General features: G+C 71.6%; 16 protein-coding genes. 8 read left to right on the forward strand and 8 right to left on the reverse strand.

Features of this window, described 5'->3' with window-relative positions; genetic code table 11:
* Both ACQPXS_RS06270 and ACQPXS_RS06275 read right to left on the reverse strand, forming a co-directional pair.
* Positions 1-441 (reverse strand): Lrp/AsnC family transcriptional regulator, encoded by a 441-nt coding sequence (locus ACQPXS_RS06270; RefSeq protein WP_228622050.1) that lies wholly within the window; start codon positions 439-441, stop codon positions 1-3.
* Between the two features lie 30 nt (positions 442-471).
* On the reverse strand, positions 472-1,824 hold the full coding sequence (locus ACQPXS_RS06275; protein ID WP_433447747.1) for a transaminase: 1,353 nt from the start codon (positions 1,822-1,824) through the stop codon (positions 472-474).
* Positions 1,825-2,115: 291 nt separating this feature from the next.
* Between ACQPXS_RS06275 and ACQPXS_RS06280 the strand changes: the two genes are divergently transcribed.
* Entirely contained in the window at positions 2,116-2,583 is a 468-nt protein-coding gene (locus ACQPXS_RS06280) for a hypothetical protein (protein WP_433447749.1), read from the forward strand.
* Positions 2,584-2,587: 4 nt separating this feature from the next.
* Here the strand turns inward: ACQPXS_RS06280 and ACQPXS_RS06285 are convergent, their stop codons facing one another.
* Positions 2,588-2,824, reverse strand: a complete 237-nt coding sequence (locus ACQPXS_RS06285; protein ID WP_433447751.1) for a hypothetical protein — start codon at positions 2,822-2,824, stop codon at positions 2,588-2,590.
* A 237-nt stretch (positions 2,825-3,061) separates the two neighbouring features.
* On the opposite strand from ACQPXS_RS06285, the gene ACQPXS_RS06290 reads away from it, so the two are divergent.
* On the forward strand, positions 3,062-4,312 hold the full coding sequence (locus ACQPXS_RS06290; RefSeq protein ID WP_433447754.1) for a serine hydrolase domain-containing protein: 1,251 nt from the start codon (positions 3,062-3,064) through the stop codon (positions 4,310-4,312).
* 139 nt (positions 4,313-4,451) lie between these two features.
* Here ACQPXS_RS06290 and ACQPXS_RS06295 read toward each other — a convergent pair whose 3' ends face one another.
* A complete protein-coding gene (locus tag ACQPXS_RS06295; protein WP_433447756.1) occupies positions 4,452-4,865 on the reverse strand; it encodes a hypothetical protein in 414 nt (137 codons plus the stop codon).
* Positions 4,866-5,348: 483 nt separating this feature from the next.
* Here ACQPXS_RS06295 and ACQPXS_RS06300 point away from each other — a divergent pair, with 483 nt between their 5' ends.
* The 3 genes from ACQPXS_RS06300 to ACQPXS_RS06310 all read left to right on the forward strand — a co-directional run bounded on the left by ACQPXS_RS06300 (position 5,349) and on the right by ACQPXS_RS06310 (position 8,192).
* Positions 5,349-5,969, forward strand: a complete 621-nt coding sequence (locus ACQPXS_RS06300; protein WP_351801787.1) for an L-threonylcarbamoyladenylate synthase — start codon at positions 5,349-5,351, stop codon at positions 5,967-5,969.
* A gap of 116 nt (positions 5,970-6,085) precedes the next feature.
* Positions 6,086-6,841 carry a dienelactone hydrolase family protein gene (locus ACQPXS_RS06305; RefSeq protein ID WP_433447758.1) on the forward strand — a complete coding sequence of 252 codons (756 nt, stop codon included), beginning with the start codon at positions 6,086-6,088 and terminating at the stop codon, positions 6,839-6,841.
* 178 nt (positions 6,842-7,019) lie between these two features.
* Positions 7,020-8,192, forward strand: a complete 1,173-nt coding sequence (locus ACQPXS_RS06310) for a glycoside hydrolase family 64 protein (protein ID WP_433455729.1) — start codon at positions 7,020-7,022, stop codon at positions 8,190-8,192.
* Between the two features lie 52 nt (positions 8,193-8,244).
* On the opposite strand, the gene ACQPXS_RS06315 is transcribed toward ACQPXS_RS06310, so the two are convergent.
* On the reverse strand, positions 8,245-10,644 hold the full coding sequence (locus ACQPXS_RS06315) for a M4 family metallopeptidase (protein ID WP_433447760.1): 2,400 nt from the start codon (positions 10,642-10,644) through the stop codon (positions 8,245-8,247).
* Between the two features lie 252 nt (positions 10,645-10,896).
* On the reverse strand, positions 10,897-12,516 hold the full coding sequence (locus tag ACQPXS_RS06320) for a prolyl oligopeptidase family serine peptidase (protein WP_433447762.1): 1,620 nt from the start codon (positions 12,514-12,516) through the stop codon (positions 10,897-10,899).
* A 728-nt stretch (positions 12,517-13,244) separates the two neighbouring features.
* On the opposite strand from ACQPXS_RS06320, the gene ACQPXS_RS06325 reads away from it, so the two are divergent.
* Positions 13,245-13,634, forward strand: a complete 390-nt coding sequence (locus tag ACQPXS_RS06325) for a hypothetical protein (RefSeq protein ID WP_433447764.1) — start codon at positions 13,245-13,247, stop codon at positions 13,632-13,634.
* A 148-nt stretch (positions 13,635-13,782) separates the two neighbouring features.
* Here ACQPXS_RS06325 and ACQPXS_RS06330 read toward each other — a convergent pair whose 3' ends face one another.
* Positions 13,783-14,070 carry a DUF1905 domain-containing protein gene (locus ACQPXS_RS06330; protein WP_356306898.1) on the reverse strand — a complete coding sequence of 96 codons (288 nt, stop codon included), beginning with the start codon at positions 14,068-14,070 and terminating at the stop codon, positions 13,783-13,785.
* Between the two features lie 152 nt (positions 14,071-14,222).
* Here ACQPXS_RS06330 and ACQPXS_RS06335 point away from each other — a divergent pair, with 152 nt between their 5' ends.
* Together ACQPXS_RS06335 and ACQPXS_RS06340 are read left to right on the forward strand one after the other, a co-directional pair.
* On the forward strand, positions 14,223-15,725 hold the full coding sequence (locus ACQPXS_RS06335) for a metallophosphoesterase family protein (protein WP_433447766.1): 1,503 nt from the start codon (positions 14,223-14,225) through the stop codon (positions 15,723-15,725).
* Positions 15,726-15,794: 69 nt separating this feature from the next.
* Positions 15,795-16,823 (forward strand): LLM class flavin-dependent oxidoreductase, encoded by a 1,029-nt coding sequence (locus ACQPXS_RS06340; RefSeq protein ID WP_433447768.1) that lies wholly within the window; start codon positions 15,795-15,797, stop codon positions 16,821-16,823.
* Between the two features lie 56 nt (positions 16,824-16,879).
* On the opposite strand, the gene ACQPXS_RS06345 is transcribed toward ACQPXS_RS06340, so the two are convergent.
* On the reverse strand, positions 16,880-17,854 hold the full coding sequence (locus tag ACQPXS_RS06345) for a TauD/TfdA dioxygenase family protein (RefSeq protein WP_433447770.1): 975 nt from the start codon (positions 17,852-17,854) through the stop codon (positions 16,880-16,882).
* Positions 17,855-17,976: the final 122 nt, after the last annotated feature.

Below are 17,976 nucleotides of genomic sequence, written 5' to 3' on the forward strand. Positions count from 1 at the left end.
TCAGCCCACGTCCCACAGGAAGCGGTGGGTGTGGATGCCGAAGTACGGGAAGGACTGGATCTCGCGGACGCCTTCCAGGGGCCGTACCACGTCGTTGACGAAGTCCAGCAGGGCCTTCGGGCCGGGGGCGACCACCTCGGCGAACAGGTCGAATCCGCCCGAGGTCAGCACCGAGTAGACGACCTCCGGGCGTTCGGCGAGGGCGTCGGCGACGGCGCGTGGGTCGCCGTCGACGCCGATGCCGAGCAGGGCCATGGCCTGTCCGCCCATGGCCATCGGGTCGGTGACCCCGACGACCTGGACGGCCTTGGAGTCCAGCAGGCGTTGCAGCCGCTGCCGCGCCGCCGACGCCGACAGGCCGACCTTCGGGCCGAGGTCGGCGTAGGCGATACGGCCGTCGGTCTGCAGCTCGCGCAGGATGGCCCGGTCGATCTCGTCCACGCGTGTCCTTTCGTGCGGCTACGGTCCCGGCTACCGGTCCGCCAGTTCGGCGAGGGCGGCGGCGAAGACCTCGGTGTGGGTGTCGACGTCCTGCTCGGTGGTGTCCGGGCACATGAGGGCCATGTTGTGGAACGGCGTGAGCAGGATGCCCCGGTTGGCGAGGTAGAGGTGCAGGAAGTCCTCCAGCTCCGGGTCGGAGACGGCCGCGGACCCGGTGCCGGTGCGCGGCGCCGGGCTGGTGAAACGGTACTCGGTGCGGGCGCCGAGCCGGCTCACGGACCACGGCAGCCGGTGCGCCTCGATGCCCGCCCGGGCACCCGCCTCGAAGCGCTCGGAGAGCTTGGTCATCCGGGCGAACGCCTCGTCGGTGAGAACGTGTTCGAGGGTGGCGCGCATCGCGGCGACCGAGAGCGCGTTGCCGGCGAGGGTGCCGCCGACGCCGCCCATGTCGACGAGGTCCAGGTCGGCGCGGGCCAGCAGCCGCTCGGCGAGTTCGGCGGACAGCCCGTAGGCGCCGGCCGGGATGCCGCCGCCGATGGCCTTGCCGATGGTCAGCAGGTCGGGTTCCAGGTCCCAGGCGGCGGTGCAGCCGCCGGGGCCCGCGGAGAAGGTGTGGGTCTCGTCGTTGATGAGCAGGCTGCCGTAGCGCCTGGTCAGCTCGCGGACCCCGGCGAGGTAGCCCGGTTCGGGCAGGACGATGCCGATGTTGGTGAGGGCGGGTTCCATCAGGACGGCGGCCACGTCACCGTGGGCGAGTTCACGCTCCAGTGCGGCGAGGTCGTTGAACTCGGCCACCCGGCTGGTCAGGGTCACGTCGCAGGGGGCACCGACGTTGCCGGGGCGGGGGGTGCCCGCGCCGTCCGGGCCGACGACGATCAGGGACTCGTCGACGCTGCCGTGGTAGCAGTAGCTGTTCACGAGGATCTTCGGGCGCCCGGTGACGGCCCGGGCGAGCCGGATCGCCCAGCGGTTGGCGTCGGTGGCGGTGAGCGAGAAGCTCCAGCGCGCCAGGCCGAACCGGCGGGTCAGCTCGGCGCCGACCCACTCCGCGTCCTCCGTCGGCAGCATCGCCGTGGCCCCGCCCAGCTCGGCGAAGCGCAGCCGCACGGCCTCCGTGACCGGGGCGGGCGAGTGGCCGGCCATCGCACCGGTGTCGCCGAGGCAGAAGTCGATGTACTCGTGCCCGTCCACATCGGTGACCCGGGCGCCGCGCGCACCGGCCAGATAGCGGGGAAAGGCCCCGGCCGTCTTGTTCATCCAGGTCATCGGTACCCGGCCGAAGAGGTGGTCGGCCCCCGCATAGGCCGCGCGGGAGCGCGGGTTGCGGCGCTCGGCCTCGGCGCTCTCGCGGGCCAGGAGGGCGTGCAGACGCGTGCGGTCCATGGAGTACCTCGCTGGAGAAGGTGTCGAATGCGGTGACTCTACGATCGAAACGGCGACTACTTCAACACTTCACGCGTGAATCGATTGCCCGGGCAATCGGATCGAGCGCACCCACCCGGGGTACCACCACCAGGAGGGTGACGCACCCCCCTCCCTCAACTGACGAACCCACGGCCGGAGTTCGAACGTTCCGGCTCAAACGCCAGGGTTCGCCACCCCTTCCGCCATGTAGAAATATCTACGATCATGCATCTGCCGAGGGCAGGCGGACGAGGACAGCCGGAGCAGTGCATGACGAACACGATGTGGATGCGGGGCGTGGAGTGGCTGGCCGCGGCGTCGGTGGACCCGCGCTCGTGCAAATGGGAGTGGGATCACGGCGAGGGCATCGCGCTGCTGGAGGCGGGACGCTTCTGGGACGTGCTGAGCGTCCCCGAGCGGCTTGGCCTGCTCACGCTCGACCTGCTGTGGCGGCCCGGGATGCCCGTGCCGGGGCCGACGCTGGTCGACACGGCGGCGGGCCGGGTCGGATTCTTCCTGCCGCCGGACCCCTCGGGGGGCTGGGTGGGAGCCGGCCTGCGGTACGCGACCAAGGGGGCCTGGGTCGCCGTACCGCCGCCGTACCGGCCCGCGCGATCCCTGGAGTGGCTCGTGCCTCCCGACGGCTCCGGCGCGCTCCATCTGCCCGGCGCCCTGGAGGAGGCGCTGCGGCAGGCCAACGGCACCCTCGCCGTCCTCGCGCCGCTGTGCGGGCAGTGACGGTTCAGGCGCGCTCGGGCGCGGGACGCCCGCCCGAGCCGGTCCCGGGGCGGGCGGCGGACCGGGTCTCGGGTTCCGCGGGCACGGTGCGTCCCTGCGCCCGCCACTCGGTGACGAGACGGGCGTAGATCGGCTCCCGGGCACGGTCCACCCGGGCCGGCCGGCCCGACCGGCGCATCCGGTCCAGCCGTTCGATCCGGTCCAGCCAGTCCAAGCGGTTCGCCGGGTCCAAGCGGTTCATGCCGGGGCAACGCCCATGGGCCGTCACCGGTACGCCCTGCGCCGCAGGCTCACCGGGTCGGGTGAGGCCATCGCCGGAACGTGGCCTTCCATTCGTCGGACAAGCATCCCGCCGACAGCCGCGAACCGAGCGGCAGCCCGACGGGCGCGGCAGCGGGTGCGCTCCTATCCTGGGACGGTCAGGGCTCCGACGTCCCGCCCATCGCACGCTCACCACCCACGTGCTTGGAGTCAGCCCATGTCGCATACGTCCGCACGCCTGTTGCGGGGGGCCGCGGTCGCCGTCGCGGTGGGTACGCTGATGACACCCTGCGCCGCCGGCCCGGTCCTGGCCTCACCGGCCTCTGTGCCGGCCGCCGTCGCCGCCGGCTCGCCCAGCCCGACTCCCTCGGGACCGGCCGTCCGTGACCTGACCCCCGGCGTGGCGCGCCAACTGGACGGCGCCGTGCGGGAGGTGATGCACGAGGCGAACATACCCGGCGTGACCGTCGGCATCTGGACGCCGGGACGGCCGAGTTACGTCCGCTCGTTCGGGGTCGCCGACAAGAGCACCGGGCAGAGGATGACGCCGGACCTGTACGTACGCATCGGCAGCGAGACCAAGACGTTCACCGTGACCGCGCTGCTGCAGCTGGTGGACCGGAAGAAGGTCGGCCTGGACGATCCGATCGGCAAGTACATCGGCGGCGTGCCCAACGGGAACGAGATCACCCTGCGTCAGCTCGCCGGCATGCGCAGCGGACTGTACAACTACTCCGAGGACCCCGACTTCGACAAGGCGCTCACCTCGCACCCGCAACGGCCCTTCACTCCCCAGCAGTTGCTCGCCTACTCCTTCAAGCGTCCGCCGCTGTTCCCGCCGGGGCAGAAGTTCTCCTACAGCAACACCAACCTGATCCTGCTCGGACTGGTGGTGGAGAAGGAGAGCGGGCAGCACCTCGGTGACTACATCAAGCAGCACGTCCTCGATCCGGCCGGCATGAAGCACACGCTCTTCCCGACCGGCAACGAGTTCCCCGCCCCGCACGCGCAGGGCTACACCGTGCAGACGGCGGACGGCAAGGAAGCGGACGCGGCCGACTGGAATCCCTCCTGGGGCTGGGCGGCCGGCGCGATGATCTCGAACCTCCGGGACCTGCACACCTGGGCGCCCACGGTCGCCACGGGCCGGTTCCCCGACGGGACCCGGATGATCGGTTCCGCCACCCAGAAGCAGCGGCTGATCACCCCGGAAACCGGCTCGATCAAGGGCGCCGGATACGGACTGGGCATCTTCGACGTGCGGGGATGGATCGGCCACAACGGCTCCCTGCCCGGCTACGAGACGGTGACGATCTACCTGCCGTCGACACGGACGACACTCGTCGCACTGCTGAACACCGACACCGGCTACCGGTCCCAGGAGCCCAGCACCGTCCTGGTCGAGGCGATCACGAAGATCATCTCTCCGGCGCACGTCTACAACCTGCCGGTCTCGCGCACCGGATGAGGCGGCACGCGGGGCCGCGACCGGTCCCCCGTTCCGGTCGTGCCCCGCGGCCTCCACCATGAGCAGTTGCAGGATCGCCGGCCGCAGACCGGCCGTGGCCCGCCGCAGCCGCCGCCAGGACTCGTCCGAATCCCGTTCCTTAAGCAGGAGTTCCAGTACGCCGACGGTGTGGCCGAGGATCTCGGTGGTGCGCCGCTCGAAGGGCTCGGGGCGGGCCACCGCGAGGACGGCTCGCGGCGCCGGGCCGGGCCCCGGATGCCGTATCCGACCAGCCGCACATCCGTGCCCCGTCGTCGAGGGATGCGGCGGAGGCCCGGCCGGTGGCGACGTCGGCGACGACGGCGGGGTCGAGCGGCAGCCGCTCGCCGGCCAGCAGGACCCCGCGGTCGTCCTGGAGGCTCACCGCCGCGCTCACGGTCCGGGCGAGCCAGTCGGCTAGCCGGCGAAGATCACGCCCGGCGGGCCGCAGCTGGTCCAGCAACTCTTGCGCCCAGGCGCCGTCCCCGCCGTACGGCTGCTGGAACGGCGGGGCCCCGTCCGGTCGACCGGCCACGTGCCCCCCTCTCCTCGCCTCCGTGTCGACCTGGGCTTACGCATCGGCACGTTACCCGAACGCGGCGCGCTCCCGCGCCGGGCACGGCTCCGCCGGCGGCCCGGGGGGGATGGGCCACCGGCGGAGATGCCGCGTCCAGGGCCGGGGGGGAGGCCTAGGACGGCTCACGGGGCGCATGCCCCGAAAACCGGGAAGTACACCACCACTTCACGAGGCGGTCCGCTGGGGAAGGCCGCCTCCCCGTGACGTGCTCCTCGGGCCGGGCGGTGCCGGGCTACCGGCAGGAGGCGCAGCCGGGCGGCCCGCTTGTCTGCGCTGTGCTGCCTGCGCTCCGGCAGACCCTGCTCGGTCGGCCGGGAGACCGGCGCGCTGACGTTGCCGGGCTTCATGCGCAGGGCGGCGTGGGCACGGAGTCGGCGAGCGTGGACGCGACGCCGTCCCGCGATGCACGCCCTCCGCCCGCTGACGGCATAAGCTCGGTGAATGGCGAAGTACTTCGACGTGCACCCCGAGAACCCGCAGCCGCGCAGCATCACCCAGATCGCCGACGCGGTGCGCTCGGAAGCACTCATCGCATACCCGACCGACTCCTGTTACGCGCTGGGCTGCCGGCTGGGCAGCCGGGACGGCATGGACCGGATCCGTTCCATCCGCCAACTGGACGACCGGCACCACTTCACCCTGATGTGCCGGGACTTCGCGCAGCTCGGCCAGTTCGTGCTGGTGGACAAGGACGTGTTCCGGGCCGTGAAGGCGTCGACGCCGGGCAGCTACACCTTCATCCTGCCGGCCACCCGAGAGGTGCCGCGCAAGCTGCTGCACCCGAAGAAGAAGACCGTGGGCGTGCGCATCCCCGACCATGTGGTCACCCAGGCGCTGCTGGCGGAGCTGGGCGAGCCGCTGCTGTCCAGCACGCTGCTGCTGCCGGACGAGGAGGAGCCGCTGACGCAGGGCTGGGAGATCAAGGACCGGCTCGACCACGTGGTGGACGCGGTGGTCGACTCCGGCGACTGCGGCACCGAGCCGACGACGGTCGTGGACTTCTCCAGTGGTGAGGCGGAGATCGTGCGGCGGGGCGCCGGGGACACCAGCCGTTTCGAGTGAGCGCGGGGCAGTCCCGGTGCGGGGCTGCGGATCTTGCATGACAGCATGGGCCACAGCCGTGGCGTCGAGGGCCCAGCGCCGCCCGACGCCCATGTCCCCAGGGAGGCCTGCCCACCATGACCGATGTCCAGGCAATCGATGTCGACATCACGACCGAGGACGGCGTCGCCGACGCCTACCTCGCCCATCCCGCCGACGGCCGCCCCCGCCCGGGTGTGCTGTTCTACCAGGACGCCTACGGCCTGCGGCCACACCTCAGGTCGATGGCCGACCGGCTGGCCGCCGCCGGGTACACCGTGCTGGTGCCGAACGTCTTCTACCGCCTCGGCCGCACCCCGGTCGTCGAACTGCCCGAGTTCATCGACCCGGACGCCGATCCGACGATCTGGGAGCGGCTCGGCACGGTCGTCGCCTCGCTGACCCCGGACCTGGTCAAGCGGGACGCGGGCGCCTATCTGCGATGGCTGGCCGACAGCCCGCTGGTCACCGACGGGCCGGTCGCGGTGACCGGTTACTGCATGGGTGCCCGTCTGACCCTGTGGACGACGGCCGCGCACCCGGACCGGATCGCGGCGGCGGCCGGCTTCCACGGCGGCGGCCTCGCCACCGACCAGCCGACCAGCCCGCACCTGGGTGCCCCGGACATCACCGCGGAGCTGTACTTCGGACACGCCGACAACGACCCGTCGCTGCCCCCGGAGCAGATCGAGCGCTTCGAGAAGGCCCTGACCGATGCCGGGGTCCGGCACACCTGCGAGGTCTATCCGGGCGCCTCGCACGGCTACACCCAGGCGGACACCCCGGCGTACGACCGCAAGGCCGACGAGCGCCACTGGGCGGCCCTGCTCGACCTGCTCGACCGCACCTTCTGACACCGGCCACGGCGCCTGCCGCACGGCGGGCGCCGCAAGCCGGTCCGCTCCCTGCATTGACATGCACGCGTCTCGGTACGAGTCTGAGAGCGCTCTCAAACAGGTACGGACCAATATCCGTACGACCCCGACCCCACACGGAGGCAAGAGAGTGCCACATCAACTCACCCGGCCCGCACTGCCCCTGGCCGCCGCCGCGGCCCTGGTCGGCGGAGTGCTCGTCCTCGGCGCCCCGGACCACGCCGGTGCCGCCGTACCGGACACCATCCCGCTGAAGATCACCAACAACTCGGGCCGCTCCGAACCGGTCTACGTCTACGACCTCGGCACCCAGCTGTCCTCCGGGCAGCAGGGCTGGGCCGACGCGAACGGGGGCTTCCACGCCTGGCCGGCGGGCGGCAACCCGCCGACGCCCGCCCCGGACGCGGCGATCGCCGGCCCGGCCCCCGGACAGTCGAAGACCATCCGGATACCGAAGTTCTCCGGCCGGATCTACTTCTCCTACGGCCAGAAGCTCGACTTCCGGCTGACCACCGGCGGCCTGGTGCAACCGGCCGTGCAGAACCCCTCCGACCCCAACCGGAACATCCTGTTCAACTGGTCCGAGTACACCCTCAACGACTCGGGGCTGTGGCTGAACAGCACCCAGGTGGACATGTTCTCGGCGCCGTACGCGGTCGGCGCGCAGCGCTCCGACGGCAGCGTGAGCAATACCGGGCACCTGAAGTCCGGTGGTTACAACGGCTTCTTCAACGCGCTGCGCGGCCGGTCGGACGGCTGGGCCGGACTGATCCAGACCCGCTCCGACGGCACGGTGCTGCGCGCCCTGTCCCCGCTGTACGGCGTGGAGACCGGCGCCCTGCCGGCGAGCGTCATGGACGACTACGTCAACCGGGTCTGGCAGAAGTACACGACGTCGACGCTGACCGTCACGCCGTTCGCCGACCAGCCGAACACCAAGTACTACGGCCGGGTCTCGGGCAACGTCATGAACTTCACCAACGCCTCGGGCGCTGTCGTCACCAGCTTCCAGAAGCCGGACGCGGACAGTGTCTTCGGCTGCCACAAGCTGCTCGACGCGCCCAACGACACTGTGCGGGGCCCCATCTCCCGTACGCTGTGCGCCGGTTTCAATCGCTCGACTCTCCTGGTCAACCCGAACCAGCCGGACACCTCGGCGGCCGCCTTCTACCAGGACGCGGTGACGAACCAGTACGCGCGTGCGGTCCATGCGCAGATGGCCGACGGCAAGGCCTACGCGTTCGCCTTCGACGACGTCGGCAACCAGGAGTCCCTGGTCCACGACGGCGATCCGCAGCAGGCGTATCTGACGCTGGATCCGCTGAGCTGACATGCCACGGCCCCGCACCACTCGGGTGCGGGGCCGCGCGGAACGGAGTGACTCAGCCGGTCGTCAGGGCGGTGTCGTCCACGACGAAGCTGGTCTGCAGCGAGGAGTCCTCCACGCCGTTGAACTTCAGGGTGACCGTCTGGCCCGCCAGCGAGGACAGGTCGAAGGTCTTCTGGCTGTAGCCGGAGGCCTTGTTGAGGTTCGAGTAGGTCGCGAGGGTCTTCGAACCGGCGGTCACCGTCAGCTTGTCGTACTGGGTGCTGGTGGTGGTCTCCGCGGTGTCGATGTGCAGGTAGAAGGTCAGCGTCGCCTTGCAGCCCGCGGGGATCGTCACCGACTGGGACAGGGTGTCGGTGTGCGTGGTGCCGTAGCCGTCGAGCCAGGCCTTGTACGAGCCGCTGTGGGCCGCCTCACCGGTGTCGTTGGTGATGACGCCGCTCGTGGCGCTCCAGCCGGAGCTTCCTGACTCGAAGCCGGGGTTGCTCAGCAGCTGGGCCGAGGTGCAGCCGCCGCCGCTGGTGCTGACCGTCCAGGTGAACGTCGCGGTGCCGGTGGCGCCGGTGGAGTCGGTCACCGTCACCGTGGTGTTGTAGGTGCCCGCCGTGCTGGGCGTACCAGTGATCAGTCCGGTGGAGCTGTTGATCGACAGGCCCGTGGGCAGGCCGGAGGCGCTGTAGGTCAGAGCTCCGCTGTTGGTGCTGCTCGCCTGGACCTGGAGGCTGACGGCGGTACCGACGGTGGAGGACTGGCTGCCCGGGTTGGTGACCGTCACCCCGTTGCCGGGCGGGGTGACATGGCTGCCGACGTTGATGCCGGCGAAGGCGTTGGCGACTCCGGCGTACTGGGTGGAGTTGGCGCCGTACAGCGCAGTGGCCGCGTTCAGGGCCGCGGTGCGGGCGCCCGCGTAGTTGGTGCTCGACGTCATGTACGTCGTCAGCGCCTTGTACCAGATCTGCAGCGCGGCGGCCCGGCCGATGCCGGTGACGGCGACGCCGTCGGACGTCGGGCTGTTGTAGGTCACACCGTTGATGACCTTGGTGCCGCTGCCCTCGGACAGCAGGTAGAACATGTGGTTCGCCGGGCCGGAGGAGTAGTGCACGTCGAGGTTGCCGACGCTGGAGTACCAACTGTCCGCCGAGCCGCCGTCCTTGCTCGGCTTGTCCATGTAGCGCAGCGGGGTGCCGTCGCCGTTGATGTTGATCTTCTCGCCGATGAGGTAGTCACCGACGTCGGAGCTGTTGTTGGCGTAGAACTCCACCCCGGTGCCGAAGATATCGCTGGTGGCCTCGTTCAGGCCGCCGGACTCCCCGCTGTACTCCAGGCCCGCGGTGTTGGAGGTGACGCCGTGGCTCATCTCGTGGCCGGCCACGTCCAGCGAGGTCAGCGGGTCGTTGTTGGCGGAGCCGTCGCCGTAGGTCATGCAGAAGCAGCTGTCGTCCCAGAAGGCGTTGACGTAGTTGCTGCTGTAGTGGACGCGGCTGTAGGCGGCGACGCCGTCGTTGCGGATGCCGCTGCGGCCGAAGGTGTTCTTGTAGAAGTCCCAGGTCTCCTGCGCGCCGTAGTGCGCGTCGGCGCCCGCGGTGGCGGCGTTGGAGTTGGTGCCGTCGCCCCAGGTGTCGCTGCTCTGCGAGAACAGGGTGCCGGTGCCCGAGGTGCCGTGGTTCAGGTTGTAGGTCTTGTGACCGCCGCGCGTCTGGTCGTTCAGGGTGTACGTCGAACCCGACTGGGTCGTGGTCAGCGTGACCTGCCCGCTGTACCGGGTGTTGCCGACGCCGGTCTCGATCGCCTGGTACCGGTGCAGTTCCTTGCCGGTGGTGGCGTCGGTGATGACGTGCAGCTTGCTGGGCGTGCCGTCGTCCTGGAAGCCGCCGATCACCGTCTCCCAGGCGAGCCTCGGGGTGCCGGTTCCGGCCCAGATCACCTTGCGGGCGCTGTCCGTGGTGGGCTTCTTGGCGAGGGACTTGGCGGCCTTCAGCGCCTTGGACTCGGCGGCCGACTTGGTGAGGGTCGCGGTGGTGGAGGCGACCTTGATCCTGTGCTTGTTGTTGTAGGTGGTGCTCACGGTGCCCGCGGCCAGGGAGGCGGGCGGGGTGTGCACGACGAGGTCGCCGCCGAGGACGGGCAGGCCGGCGTAGGTGCGCTCGTACCGGGTGTGCACGGTGCCGTCGTTGTCCTTGACGACGTCCTTGACGACCAGCTTCTCCTTCGCGCCGAGCCCCAGGGTGCGGGCGGTCGCGGCGATCCGCTGCTGGGCGCTCTTGATCAGTGCCTGGTGCTGGGCCGGGCTGAGCTTGGCCTCCAGGCCGCCGGTGCGCAGCGGGCTGGGGTGGGGAGCGGCAGGCTTGGCGAGGGCCGGGGTGGCCTGCATGCCGAGGGTGAGCAACGTCGCGGTGGAGACCAGGGCGGCTCCGACCGTGGCACGCTTGTGGGGAAGGCGTCTGTGGGGTCTCACTCGTACTCCTCCTGCTGCGGCCGCCGGGTCGCGACCGGTGACAGACGGGCAGACGGGTCTGCTGCCCGGGCGAGCTGAGCTGTGCGGGACCGTGATCCTTGAACACACCGGGGATGTGCAGTGCGTGGGGGAAGGATTCCAGCTTGTCCCGCGCATGTCAGTCATCGGGAGGTCATTCGAGGGTTTTCCCTATGCCGGTGGGCGCGGGTCGGCCGACCGCGACTGCTCACGCGGGGTCGTACGGCGGTCCGCCTACAGGGCTTCCGGTGAGCGGAGAGGTCCGGGATCGGGCGGCGCCGCCGCCAAGTGGCGCCGCAGGAAACGCGCCTGGTGCCGCAGCAGGTCGTGCGTGACGTCGGTGCCGACGGGCTGGTGCCCCGCGCCGGGCAGGAGCAGGACCTCGTGCGGCCGGCCCGCGGCGAGCAGCGCGTCGGACAGGCGGAGGGTGTGGGTGGGCGGGACCTTGGGATCCGCGAGGCCGTGCACGAGCAGCAGGGGACGGATGAGCCGGGGCGCCTCGCGGAGCAGGGAGTTGGCCTCGTACCGCTCGGGGTAGGCCTCCGGATGACCGAGGAACCGCTCGCGCCAGTGGGCGTCGTAGAGCCGCTGGTCGGTCACGCCGGCGCCGGCCACGGCGGCGCGGAAGACGTCCGGGCGGCGCAGCACGGCGAGCACGGCGAGCGAGCCGCCGAAGGACCAGCCGCGGATGCCGACCCTGCGCAGGTCGAGCACGGGGTGCGCGCGGGCGGCCGCCCGCAGCGCGCTCACCTGGTCGTCGAGCGCGGGCCCGAACAGATCGCCGTACACCTCGCGTTCCCAGTCCGGCCCGCGCCCCGGGGTGCCCCGGCCGTCGGTCACGAGCACCGCGAAGCCCTGCTCGGCGAACCACTGCGACACCAGCGTCTTCCAGTCGTGGGCCGCGGTGACCCGCTGCCCGCCCGCGCCGCCATAGGGGTCGAGCAGCACCGGAAGCGGGCCGTCCTGGGCCGGCCGGTGCCAGGAGGGCAGGTACAGGGCGGCCCGCAACTCCCGCGGGCCGAGCCGCAGCATGGTCCTGCGCACGCCGAGCACGGATGACTCCGCGTACGACGGGACGGACACGGCCCTCCGCCCGGCGCGCAGCACCTCGGCGGCCGGGGCCGGGCCCGTGGTGTCGCCTCTGGTCACGACGAGGGCGCCGCCGCGCAGCACTCCCCCGTGCAGCCCCGGACCGGTGCTGCGCCGGCGCGGTTCGGTCCCCGGCCGCCAGGACCACAGATCGACCTCCGTGGACTCGTCGGACGCCGTGAACAGCACCTCGTCCCCGTCGACGGCGAGGACGGCCCGCACCTGACGGCCCGGCGGTGTGACCGGTTCGCCGTCGGCCGTGAGGTGCCGGGTGCCCCGCAGGTCCGCGTGGGCGAGGACGACACCGGAGGCGGTGCGGGCCGGCAGCCCCGGCACCAATTCCGCCCAGCGGGCGTCCCGTTGCTCGTGCAGGACCGTGGTGCGGCCGTCCGCCGGGTCGATGCCGAGCAGCCGGACGGTGCGCTGGTCACGGGACTGCACGACCGCGAAGGGACCGTGCGCGTCCCAGCCGGCGCCGACGACGTACTCGAAGGCGTCACGGTCCCAGCGGACCGGAATGAGCGGACCGTTGGGCTCGACCGGGGCCAGCCAGAGGGTGACGTCGGGGCTCGGCGTGCCGGCGAAGGCGTGGTGGTGGACCGTCGGCGGGCTGTCCGGGGTGGCCGGGTCGGTGCTGAACCAGCGCCGTACGCGCCGGAGATCGGTCCGGGCGCACAGCAGGGTGGTGCCGTCGGGCGCCCACCAGTGTCCGCGCGGACCGTCGGGAAGCGTGGCGGCGGTGTGCGCCGCGACCCCGAACTCCACTTCCGCCGCATCGGGTTGGGCGATCGGACGGTCCCCCCTCCCGTCCGCTCCGATGACGCGGAGCGCACCGCGGCAGAGGTAGGCGATACGACGACCGGTGGGATCGGGTCGCGGATCGGCGGCGGGGCGAGCGGCCGGCAGCCGCCCGGGGTTCGCCGCCGCCGATCGGCACGGTCCACAGCCCGCCGCCCAGCGGGAAGACGACGGTCCCGGTGGCCTCTGCGGTGGCATACCCCTCGATCCCGCGCGGCCTGAGCCCGGTACCGAGCAGGCGCACCGGATCCGCCAGCAACCGCTCCGCACCCGAGTCGAGTTCGAGCCGCCACAGACAGGCAGCGGGGTCGTCCCCCGTACGACCCCGCAGATACAGCACGGTCCCGCCGTCCGCGGTCACGGTGAACCGGCCTGGGACACCGCGGGTGAAGCGGGCCGTGCGGACGAGTTGGGCGGGGAGGAGATCGGGGCGCACGTTCCGGTGTCTTCCCCCAGACCCACTCTCGTACACATATTCGATTTTCGGCTTGGCTCGAACTGCGGTCCCGAGATAGCGTCCTGCCGGCTCCGGACCACTCCGGACGAGTGAGAGGGGCGTCGTGCGGGTTCAGTTACGCGGGCAGCGTGCTCGCCGGTGGATCACCTGCGGGATGATCAGGTCCGTGATCCCGAACGGTTCTCCCCCGTTCGTGAGCGTGGCACCATGGACGCCATGACGACCAACCGAAAGGCCTGTGCCGCGTAGACGGCCGGGACAGCTCCGGGGAGGCCTTCGCCACCACCGGACACGAAACGCGAGAACGGACATCGACGGCCTGCCGTCCCGCGCGCTGTTCGAGATCCGCCGCCTCGAACACACCCGCAACTATCTCCAGCCAGGAGACGTCGGCGCGGCCCTGCGCCTGTGGCGGGACTACGTGCACCGCCCCGAGCGTGAACTGTGGCGGGACTACGAGTGGGGCAACCCGTACTGGTACTGCTGCGAACCCGACCCCCTCGAAGCCCGCGCTCTCCTCGACACCGTGATGCGGGCGATGTCACCCCGAAGCGCACGCGAACTCCGGCGGATCGTCGGTCGGTTCGACGCTGTCTGGAACCGGACGCCGCCGTACGACCCGGGCTGAGACCGAAGGGGACTGCGGGGCACGGCTTCGCGCGCGGAGCCGTGCCAGGATCGTGATCATGGCGATCCACCGCTCTCCGACTCGACACCCCACGAAGCTACGAGTAGCGACGGGCCGTCAGGTCACGCGTCAGGGGTTCGCCGAAGGCCTACAGACGTACGGTCATCGCGACGCTGACCTCGTCACCCGCCGCGAGCCCCTCCGGCCGGCGCACGGCGCTCTTGAGCGGCAGCAGATACCCGCCGTCCTTGGGGAAGAGGGACGTGGTGAAGTCCGTGCCGCCGATTCTGGCCTCGACCGGGATCACGCCCCAGCCGTAACTGGCCAGCGCGGCCACGTCGCGGATGTCCGCGCACTCCGCGTCCGGCACGGCGACGAAGTAGTACGGCGCCGGACCCCGCCACTCCACGACCCGTCCGGCGAAGGCGAGTTCCATGGCCTGCTCCCTTCCGCAGCGGCTCCCCAGCGTACCGGCGCACCCGAGGCGCCCCGGCTGTTCGGGGGCCGGTGGTGAACGACCTGTGCGGCGCTCATGTACGCCGGGTCCCGCCAACCGCCGTCGGCCGGTTCGTTGTTACCGTGCACCGCGTGTCTGACTCCTCACGCGATACCGCACAGGGTGCCGGCTGGGGCTCGGCCGAGCCCGGCACCTACAAGCAGCTGATGCCGGACCACGTCGAGAAGCTGTCGTGGCTGAGTCCACGGACTTTGTGGGCCGCCCGCAACGGCGTGCTGGCGTCCTGGTTCGGCGACCCGACCGGCCGTACCCGCAGCCGCTGGGTGGCCCGCCGGACGGCGGCCGGGGCGCCCGCGGACAAGGTGATCCAGCGGGAGACCGCGGACCGGTTCTCCTTCATGGTCATCGGGGACACCGGCGAGGGGGACGACTCGCAATACGCCGTCGTGCCAGGGTTCCTGAAGGCCAGTCAGGGTACGGACTTCGCGGTGATCGCGAGCGATGTGATCTATCCGGTCGGCGGAGCGGACGACTACGGCAGCAAGTTCTTCCGGCCCTACCAGGACTATCCGGCGCCGATCTACGCGATACCCGGCAACCACGACTGGTACGAGGACCTGGGCGCGTTCATGCGCGTCTTCTGCGCCGACACCCCACCGCTCGAACCCGAGCCCCGGCCGCGCCCGTTCAGCCGCGGCTGGTGGCGGCACCTGCTGTGGCACCGGCCCCGGCCGGCCGACGAGCAACGGCTCGCCGCCGCACGGAGCCTGCGGGCGGCACCCGGCCGGCAGGCCGTCCAGCCGGGGCCGTACTGGGCGATCGACGCGGGCCCGCTGCGGATCGTCGGCATCGACACCGGTCTGCTCGGCACGATCGACGCCGAACAGGGCGCCTGGCTGCGCGAGGTGTCCCGGGGACCGCGGCCGAAGATCCTCGTCACCGGGTCGCCGCTGTACGTCGACGGCGAGCACCACCCGTGCGCGATCGAGGGCGGCGGGACGGTGGACGACATCGTCCGGGACCCGGAGCACCGCTATGTGGCCGCGATCGGCGGCGACATCCACAACTACCAGCGCTACCCGGTCGACGTGGACGGGCGGACCATCCAGTACGTCGTCGCGGGCGGCGGCGGGGCGTTCATGCACGCCACGCACACCATCCCGCGCGTCTCGGTCGCGGGTGTCACCGAGCGGGACTTCCGCTGCTATCCGCTGCGCGGCGACTCCCTGGCCTTCTACAGCCGCCTGTACGGCCACCGGCTGCGGCTGCGCCGCTTCTTCACCCTGACCGAGGCCGAGGCGACGGCGGTGGTCGCCGAGCGCCTCGGCATCGAGCCGGGCCGGAGGCCCGGCCCCGACACCCGGATCACCCGGCGCACCCGGCTGGTCGCGAGCCTCCTCGGCACCGGTGGCCGCCCGGACCGTACGTCCCGGTTCCGGCTGCCCGTGCGCAAGGTCTACACCCAGCTGTTCTCGCCCGGCTCGGCCACCTACAGCCCGCCGTTCTTCAAGAGCTTCCTGCGGCTGGACGTCACTGCGGAGACGGTCCGGCTGCGCTGCTTCGCCGCGACCGGCAACCGGGCCCAGGAAGTCCATCCGCCGGTCGAGGACGAGATCGTCATCCCGCTGTACTGATCACACGGTTGTCACACTCGCCTGCAAGAATCGTCGGAGGGAAGCGACGTACGACCGCTGGAGGAGCCCGTGCCGCCCACCGCCCGCCCGCTGCGCAAGCTGGGCTTCCTCACCATCGGCCTGTTCGACCCTGCGCGTCCGGGCCGGGGCCACGAGTCCACGCTGGAGATCATCGAGCTGGGCGAGCGGCTCGGCTTCGACAGCGCCTGGCTGCGCCACCGCCATCTGCAGTACGGCATCTCCTCCCCGGTCGCCGTCCTCGCCGCCGCCTCTCAGCGCACCCGCCGTATCGAGCTGGGCACCGCGGTGACCCCGCTCGGCTGGGAGAACCCGCTGCGCCTCGCCGAGGACCTGGCGACGGTGGACGTCCTGTCCGGGGGCCGGCTGAACCCGGGTGTCAGCGTGGGGCCGCCGATGCACTTCGAGCAGGTCAAGGACGCCCTGTACCCGGACACGGCCGACGCCGAGGACTTTGGGTACGAGCGGGTGCGGAGGCTGCTGGACCTGGTGCGGGGCAAGCCCGCGAGCGACTTCAGCGGGGTCGAGGGGTTCGAGGTCTTCTCCGACGTGGTCCAGCCGCACTCCCCCGGACTCGGCCGGCGGATGTGGTACGGCGGCGGCAGCCTCCGCTCGGCGCGCTGGGCGGGCCAGCACGGCATGAACTTGCTGACCAGCAGCGTGGTCAAGGCGGAGGACCCCGAGGGGCCCTGGGACTTCGCCGAGATCCAGCTGGCCCTCGTCCGGGAGTTCCGCGCCCATCACCCCGACGGCGAGGCGGCCCGGGTCTCGCACGGCCTCGTGGTGATCCCCACGGACTCCGCGAGCCCGGAGCAGCGCGCCAAGTACGAGGCGTACGCGGCGCAGCGCCTGCCGCGCACGGCCTCCCCGCAGGGTCCGGGCCGACTGCTGTTCGCCCCGGACCTGGTCGGCACCTCCGAGGAGATCGCCGAACGGCTGCGCACACACGCCGCGTTCCGGGAGGTGGACGAGGTGGCGTTCGCGCTGCCGTTCACCTTCGGGCACGAGGACTACGTACAGATCCTGACGGACATGGCGACGAAGCTGGGCCCCGCCCTGGGGTGGCGGCCTGCGGCCTGACCGCCGGCCTCCGGCACTGCCCGGCGCACACCCCGGCTGCCCGCGCCGAGCCGGTGTCACCAACGGCCCGGCTCCGTGCCCACCACCGCCTCCGAAGGCTTGCCGTCCACCCCCACCGGTACGTCCCCCGCGAGCATCACCCGGTGCATGATCCGGGGAAAGCCCAGGTGGGCGCTGTCGCCGGGGGCGAGGTGGATGGTGGCCCGGTTGTCCCAGAAGGCGACGCTGCCCGGCTCCCAGCGGAAGCGGACGGTGTACTCGGGGCGGACCGCCTGCTCCACCAGCATCTCCAGGATCGCCGCGCTCTCCGGACGGGAGAGGCCGACGATCTCCTCCACGTAGTAGCCGTTGACGAACAGCACCCGCTCCCCCGTCTCCGGGTGCACCCGCACCAGGGGGTGCTCGGAGACGACCTGGTGGTCCAGGAGGTGACGGACGTAGGCGTCGTCTGTGGGCCGGGGCTGGTAGCCCACGCCGAGCCGGTGCTCGGCGCGCAGACCGTCCACGAAGGCCCGGACCGGCGCCGACAGGCCAGCGTAGGCGGCGGCCAGGTTGGCCCAGGTGGTGTCGCCGCCGTAGGGCGGGACGGTCTCGGCGCGCAGGATGGTCGCGGCCGGCGGGTCGACACGGGTCCCGTAGTCGCAGTGCCAGCCGCGCAACAGGGTGTGCCGGCGGCGGTGCAGCCACTCGTCGTGCTCCATGCCGTAGCGTCCGGCCAGTTCCAGCCGGTCGGCCGTCGTCTCGACCTCCGGGAAGTCCGGCGGCGAGTGCGGACCGCGGCGCGGCAGTACGACCGGCTCACCGAAGCGGCGGGCGAAGGCGACGTGCCCGGCGTGGTCCAGGTCCTGTCCGCGGAAGAACACCACCTTCCAGCGCAGCACGGTCCGCCGGATCAGCGCCACCACGGTGTCGTCGAGCGGCCCGGCGAGGTCGACGCCGGTGATCTCGGCCCCGATGTGCCCGGCGACCGGCTTCACCTCCACGCCCTCGACCCGCTCCGTCTGTTCCGCGGTGGCCCTGTGCGTCGTCATGCGCGCTCCGATGCTCGTCCGAACCGGCTCCGCATCGATCCTGGCAGCCCGGGCCTCACACGGCGAACTCCGACGATCCCGACCCGGTCGTTGCAGCAGAAGACGCCGGTGGGCCTGCGGTC

This window comes from Streptomyces sp. CA-142005 (assembly GCF_050942335.1).
GTDB lineage: Bacteria > Actinomycetota > Actinomycetes > Streptomycetales > Streptomycetaceae > Streptomyces.

Coding starts and splice junctions, on each gene's coding strand:
- ACQPXS_RS06290 (WP_433447754.1), top strand. CDS start 3,062: ATGTCGCATACGTCCGCACGCCTGTTGCGGGGGGCCGCGGTCGCCGTC.
- ACQPXS_RS06305 (WP_433447758.1), top strand. CDS start 6,086: ATGACCGATGTCCAGGCAATCGATGTCGACATCACGACCGAGGACGGC.
- ACQPXS_RS06285 (WP_433447751.1), bottom strand. CDS start 2,824: ATGAACCGCTTGGACCCGGCGAACCGCTTGGACTGGCTGGACCGGATC.
- ACQPXS_RS06345 (WP_433447770.1), bottom strand. CDS start 17,854: ATGACGACGCACAGGGCCACCGCGGAACAGACGGAGCGGGTCGAGGGC.
- ACQPXS_RS06330 (WP_356306898.1), bottom strand. CDS start 14,070: ATGGAACTCGCCTTCGCCGGACGGGTCGTGGAGTGGCGGGGTCCGGCG.
- ACQPXS_RS06280 (WP_433447749.1), top strand. CDS start 2,116: ATGACGAACACGATGTGGATGCGGGGCGTGGAGTGGCTGGCCGCGGCG.
- ACQPXS_RS06275 (WP_433447747.1), bottom strand. CDS start 1,824: ATGGACCGCACGCGTCTGCACGCCCTCCTGGCCCGCGAGAGCGCCGAG.
- ACQPXS_RS06300 (WP_351801787.1), top strand. CDS start 5,349: ATGGCGAAGTACTTCGACGTGCACCCCGAGAACCCGCAGCCGCGCAGC.